Genomic DNA, 6,004 nt, shown 5'->3' with positions numbered 1-6,004 from the left:
CGCTGGTGGCCGGTGCCGTTCTGGGTAGGAGTCACCTCGGGACAACACTGTGACGAGTCACGCCACACCAGTGGCGGACAACCTTCTGATCAGGTCTCCGAGATGGGCCAGGACGGTGCCGGCCACCCCACCCATGGGCGGACAGATCAATCTCCAGACACCCCCAACAAGGGGTCTGCGGTTCGCCGAGTCACACCCACGAGCGGAACGACCAACCACCACCCTGCCAGCCAGTCCCAGACCAGCCACCCCCACACTCACAGCGGTTGGTGCTCACCGAGATTGCGGTTGGGGCCCCAACCGCAATCTCGACGACGACGAACCGCAATCTCGACGACGACGAACCGCAATCTCGACGGTGACACGACAGAAGGGGCCCCCGCCATCGGCGGGGGCCCCTTCCTCGTTCAGCGGGTCAGCGCTGGACCGTCAGGGTGTCGGTCCCGTTGCCGTCCCAGTCGCCGACGTGGACGACGTCGTCCGGTCGGCCGTAGCGGATCGTCTGCTCCGCCCAGCCGCCGGTCAGGGAGTTGCGCAGGAAGTACTCGTTCCCGCGGCGGACGAGGAGCGTGTCGACCTCGTCGCCGTCCCAGTCGCCGACGTAGGTCACGTCGTCGTCGTGGCCGTAGGCGAACACGGAGTCCGCCCAGCCGTCGCGGATGGTGTTGGCCACGAAGTACTCGTTCCCGCGGCGCACCGTGAGGGAGTCCGTCCGGTCGCCGTCGAAGTCGCCCACGACGACCTCGTCGCCGGCGCGACCGTAGGTCACCTCGGCGTCCGCCCAGCCGGACTCCATCGTGTTGCTGACGAAGTACTCGGCACCACGGCGGACCGTGAAGGTGTCGAAGCCGTCGCCGTCCCAGTCGCCGACGAGCACGACGTCGTTCGCGCGGCCGTAGTGGATCTCGTCCACCGCCGCGTTGCCGAGACGCTCGTTGTTGACGAGGTAGCGGTTGCCGCGTCGCACGGAGACCGTGTCGACCCCGTCGCCGTCCCAGTCGCCCACGAGGACCTCGTCGCCCGGTCGCCCGAACTCGTAGGTGTACTCGGCGGGACCGTCGGCCCAGGTGTTCGACGCGAAGAACGTCGAGGCGGGACCGGTGGACGGCGGCGGCGGGACGTCGCCGTCACGGTCGACCGTGAACGGCTCGGAGGTCCAGCGCTCGAACTCGCCGGCCTCCTCGGAGCCCAGGGCGGCGACCGCGGTGAGCTCGAGGACGTAGTCGCCGTCCGGCAGCGCCACCCGCTCGGTGCGGTCGTCGGTCAGCACGGTGCCGTCCCACTCCCAGAACTCGATGCCGGCCGAGAGGCCGACGGTGTCCTCGGTGCGGACGATGCGGCCGTTCGTGCGGGCCTCGGCCTCGTCGGCCGGGAACGCGCGGAGGGTGACCTCCTGGGCGTTGTGCTCGAGCGTCCACACCGCACCCGGGCGGTCGAACCGCTCGAGGGAGTAGGTCGCCCCCGGCTCGGGGAGCCCGAAGGACGCGCCGGCCTCGCACTGCTCGCCGACGAAGCGGGTGCACTCGACGAGCACGCCGAGCGCGCCGTCCTCCTCGCTGTCCTCGAGCACGGGCTCGAGCAGGTTGACCGACTGGTAGTCACCCGCGAACCCGTAGAAGGGCAGCGAGATCGGCTCGACGGACTCGTCGCCCGGCGTGAGGACGACGTAGCCGCCGTACTGGGCGCCGAGCTCCTCGAGCCCCGCGGACGGGGTGATCGCGTACGAGAAGGTCGCGGTGCCGCCAGCGGGGACGGTGACCGAGGTCGGTCCCGCGTACGTCGAGGTGCCCTCGTAGACGCCGTAGTTCCACGACCCGGTGGTCGCGACCGCGTCGACGGTCGAGATCGAGTACGTGACGTCGGCGTCGGAGGTCGAGGTCAGCGTGACCTCGCCGGAGGTCGGGCCGCCCTCGGACTCACCGAGGACGAGCTGACCCGGGCTGGCGATGACGCCGGCCTGGATGGACTCGTCGATCTGGATGAGGCCCGCGCCCTGACGGTGCACGGCGTCGACGATCCCGAGGGTCGGGTTGTCGGCCCACATCGAGGGCTCGGCGTAGTTCTGCAGGACGTCCCGGATGAGGCCCGAGTCGGTGCCGGGGTGCGCCTCGAGGTAGAGCGCGACGGCGCCCGCGGCGTGCGGGGCGGCCATCGAGGTGCCCGTGAGGGTGGCGTAACCGCCCTCCTCGAGCGGGTAGGTCGCGTAGATCGACCCGCCCGGTGCGCCGAGGTTCGGCTTGAGGTCGAGCCCCGCGGTGCCGCCCCAGGACGAGCCCGGGTTGACGAGGCCGCCGGACGGGTTGACCGTCTGGACCTGCTCGTCGGTCCACGTGATCGAGAAGCCCTCGCTGCCGATCCGCGAGACGAGGTCCTGGCCGGTGGCCTGGTCGACGAAGGTCGTCGGCACGGTGACCGCCGGGTCGCCCTCGACGGTCGCGCTGAGCAGTCCCGGCGCGTTGTTGTAGATGATCACCGCGGCGGCGCCCGCCGCCTCGGCGTTGGCGGCCTTGATGTGGAAGGTGCAGTTGCCGCGCTCGACGAGCACGAGCTGACCGGTGAGGTCCTCGGTGTAGGGCTCGCAGCCCTGCGCCTCGGCCGTCCCCGGCTCACCGGCGGAGGTGATCTCGGTGTACTCGGTACCGGGCTCGCCCGCGGGGGCTCCCGTGGCGGGCATGTGGCCGACCAGCTCGTCCTCGGGGCCGACCCGGAAGGCGTCGGTGAGGACCTCGGTGTTGTCGTACATGGCCACGCCGATGACGGTGTCGCCGTTGCCGGGGGCGCCGGCGGCCCAGGGGCCGTAGTCGCCCTCGTTGCCGATGGACGCGGTGACGGTCATGCCGAGGTCGTGCAGTCGGGAGGCGAGCACGGAGGTGGGGTAGTCGCTCCAGCCGGCGAAGGCCGAGCCGATCGACATGTTGAGGACGTCCGCGCCGTCCGCGTACGCGCGCTCCATCGCGGCGTTCATGATGTCGGTCTCGGTCGAGCCGTCGCAGCCGAAGACCCGGTAGGCGCCGAAGGTCACGCCGGGGGCCACGCCGACGACGCCACCCGTGGTGGTGTCGCCGTTCGCGCCGACGATGCCGGCCACGTGCGTGCCGTGGCCCTGGCAGTCGTCCGGGTCGCCGTCCGGCTGGGGGACCGGCTGGTAGGCGGGGGAGCTGGGGTCGGCGTTGTAGGAGTCGCCGACGAAGTCGTAGCCGGTGGTCACGCGCTCGGTCGGGAAGGAGGTGCCGCCGGGGGTGCCCGAGCCGCCGAAGTCCTGGTGGTCGTAGTCGATGCCGGTGTCCATCACGGCCACGTGGACGCCGGTGCCGTCGAAGCCGAGCTCGCTGACCGCGACGTCCGCGCCGGTCATGGTGACCGCCGAGTAGAGGTCGGGGGAGTTGTTCGGCAGGGTCTGCGGCGAGTCGACGATCTCGACGGGCCACACGCCGGTCACCCCGGGCATCGCGAGGATCGCGTCGATGTCCGAGTCGGCGACGTCGATCGAGAGACCGTTCCAGACCGTCTGGTACTCGTGCCGGACGTCGATCGAGACGCCCGCGCTCGCCGCCGAGCTGAGGAAGCTCGACTGCTGGGCCGCGACGTTCGCGCTGCTGCCGCCGAGGGCGGTGGCGGTGCGGTCGAGGCCGACGAACCAGGCGCCGGTCTCGGAGCCGGCGGCGACGGCCGCAGCGGTCTCGGACGAGATCGCGAAGCGCGAGGCGTCCGGGTCCGGCGGGTCGAGCTCGGTCACGTCGGCCGAGGCGGGGACGGCGAGGGCCCCGACGAGGAGCGCGGAGGAGGCCGCGGCCACACCCAACATCCGTCCACCTCCCCGTCGTGCTCTGGAAGCTGGAAGGGTGGACACGCGTTGAACCTCCGGTACATAGAGATGACGATCGACATCGACCGTCATGGTGCGCATCACATCATGCACCGTCCGCCGGAGGTCGTGTCACGAATCGGTCTCCGAGATCACCAGGGAAGGTTGCGAAATGGTCACGGCCGTCGCGCGGTGTCGTCGGAGGTAGGTTCGTCGGCATGACCGACCGCATCACGCCCGAGGACGAGGTCCTCGAGATCTGCCGCGACCTCATCCGCATCGACACCTCCAACTACGGCGACGGCTCCGGCCCCGGCGAGCGCGCGGCCGCCGAGCACGTGATGTCCCTGCTCACGGAGGTCGGGTTCGCCCCCGAGCTGGTCGAGTCGGCCCCGCGGCGCGCCAGCGTCCTCCTGCGCATCCCCGGCGAGGACCCCACCCGCGGTGCGCTGGTCCTCCACGGCCACACCGACGTCGTGCCGGCGGCGAAGGACGACTGGAGCGTCGACCCGTTCGGCGCCGAGGTGAAGGACGGGATGGTCTGGGGCCGCGGCGCGGTCGACATGAAGAACATGGACGCGATGATCCTGGCGGTCGTCCGCTCGATGGGTCGGGACGGCTGGCGTCCGCCGCGGGACCTCGTCGTCGGGCTCCTCGCGGACGAGGAGGCCGGCGGGAAGTTCGGCGCGCACTGGCTGGTCGACAACCGCCCGGACGTGTTCGAGGGGGCGACCGAGGCGATCAGCGAGGTCGGCGGCTTCTCCGCGCAGATCGCCGGGCAGCGCGTCTATCTCCTGCAGACCGCGGAGAAGGGGCTCGCCTGGCTCAGGCTCGTGGCCGAGGGGCGGGCCGGTCACGGCTCGCAGGTCAACGAGGACAACGCGGTCGCGCACCTCGCCGACGCGATCTCCCGCATCGGCCGCCACGAGTGGCCGCTGCACCTGACGAAGACGGTGCGCGCGCTGTTCGACGGCGTCGCCGACCTCACCGGGGCGACCTACGACCCCGAGGACCCCGCGAGCATCGACGCGATGGTCGAGCAGTTCGGTCCGGTCTCCCGGTTCGTCGGCTCGACGATCCGCACGTCGGCCCACCCCACCCAGCTCGACGCCGGGTACAAGGCGAACGTCATCCCCGGCACCGCGACGGCCGCGATGGACGTGCGCCCGCTGCCCGGGCACGAGGCGGAGGTGCGGGCCACGCTCGAGGAACTCGCGGGGGAGCGGGTGCGCATCGAGGATATCCACACCGACGTCGGACTCGAGGTGCCCTTCTCCGGCGGCCTCGTCGACTCGATGGTCGCGGCGATCGACGCCGAGGACCCGGGCTCGACGGTCCTGCCGTACATGCTCTCCGGCGGGACGGACAACAAGGCCCTGTCCCGGCTCGGCATCACCGGCTACGGGTTCGCCCCGCTCCGCCTCGACCCCGAGCTCGACTTCGCCGGCATGTTCCACGGCGTGGACGAGCGGGTCAACGTCGACGCCCTCACCTTCGGCGCCCGCGTGCTCGAGCGCGTCATCCGCACGAGCTGAGCTCTCCGCCCGCCTTGTCCTCGTCGAGAGTGCGGCTCAGCCCTCGGCGAGCGTCGAGGCCACCCGCATGGCGCGCCGACGCAGGACCACCTTGCGCAGGCCGCCCTCGTAGAGAACGGAGCGCGCGAGCTCCCAGCGGCCGTACTCGGCCTCCGCGGTGAGCAGGCGACGCGCGTCCGAACGCCCGACGTCCGGGGGGATCGTCACGGTCCGGAACTCGTAGAAGGTGTCGCTCGCGTAGGTCGAGCCCGCTCGGGCCATGCCGCCTCCTCGGTACGTCGGTGCCGCCCGGCCGTGCGACCGGTTCGACCATCCTGGCCCAGGCTGGCACTTCGCGCGCGCACCGCTAGGCTCGGTCTCATGGCAACCGACCCGCGTGCAGCCCTGGACCGTCTCGTCGCTGCGCTCGAGGAGCACCACCTCGCCGCCGCGGCGGCGCAGGACCCCGACTCCCCGCGCGTGGTCGCGGCCGCCTCGACGATCGCGGAGGTGTTCGTCACGTACGACGACGCCCTGTTCACCGCGTACGGCGTCGACCTGCCGTTCGACCTCTACGACGATGACGACGAGGACGACGACGACTACTACGACGACGACGAGGACGACGACCTCGAGGACATCGACGAGGACGACGACGAGCAGGACGACGACGACCGTCGGTAGC

4 protein-coding genes are annotated in these 6,004 nt (G+C 71.3%); 2 read left to right on the top strand and 2 right to left on the bottom strand.

What is annotated here, in order from left to right; translation table 11 throughout:
* Positions 1-415: 415 nt before the first annotated feature.
* On the bottom strand, positions 416-3,805 hold the full coding sequence (locus ACPYO6_RS07515) for a S8 family serine peptidase (RefSeq protein ID WP_425714235.1): 3,390 nt from the start codon (positions 3,803-3,805) through the stop codon (positions 416-418).
* A 218-nt stretch (positions 3,806-4,023) separates the two neighbouring features.
* On the opposite strand from ACPYO6_RS07515, the gene ACPYO6_RS07510 reads away from it, so the two are divergent.
* Positions 4,024-5,340 carry a M20/M25/M40 family metallo-hydrolase gene (locus tag ACPYO6_RS07510; protein WP_425714234.1) on the top strand — a complete coding sequence of 439 codons (1,317 nt, stop codon included), beginning with the start codon at positions 4,024-4,026 and terminating at the stop codon, positions 5,338-5,340.
* Between the two features lie 36 nt (positions 5,341-5,376).
* Here the strand turns inward: ACPYO6_RS07510 and ACPYO6_RS07505 are convergent, their stop codons facing one another.
* Positions 5,377-5,601, bottom strand: a complete 225-nt coding sequence (locus ACPYO6_RS07505; RefSeq protein WP_425714233.1) for a DUF5703 family protein — start codon at positions 5,599-5,601, stop codon at positions 5,377-5,379.
* 99 nt (positions 5,602-5,700) lie between these two features.
* On the opposite strand from ACPYO6_RS07505, the gene ACPYO6_RS07500 reads away from it, so the two are divergent.
* Entirely contained in the window at positions 5,701-6,003 is a 303-nt protein-coding gene (locus ACPYO6_RS07500; protein WP_425714232.1) for a DNA primase, read from the top strand.
* The last annotated feature ends 1 nt before the right edge of the window (position 6,004 follow it).

It is taken from the genome of Georgenia sp. Z1344 (assembly GCF_049856295.1).
Taxonomy (GTDB): domain Bacteria; phylum Actinomycetota; class Actinomycetes; order Actinomycetales; family Actinomycetaceae; genus JB111.
Note: the sequence above shows the minus strand (reverse complement) of the source record. Positions and strands in the feature narration are given on the sequence as shown.

Bases quoted from the DNA above. Each gene is read 5' to 3' on its own strand.
- ACPYO6_RS07515 (WP_425714235.1), bottom strand. From the start codon at position 3,805: ATGTTGGGTGTGGCCGCGGCCTCCTCCGCGCTCCTCGTCGGGGCCCTC.
- ACPYO6_RS07510 (WP_425714234.1), top strand. From the start codon at position 4,024: ATGACCGACCGCATCACGCCCGAGGACGAGGTCCTCGAGATCTGCCGC.
- ACPYO6_RS07505 (WP_425714233.1), bottom strand. From the start codon at position 5,601: ATGGCCCGAGCGGGCTCGACCTACGCGAGCGACACCTTCTACGAGTTC.
- ACPYO6_RS07500 (WP_425714232.1), top strand. From the start codon at position 5,701: ATGGCAACCGACCCGCGTGCAGCCCTGGACCGTCTCGTCGCTGCGCTC.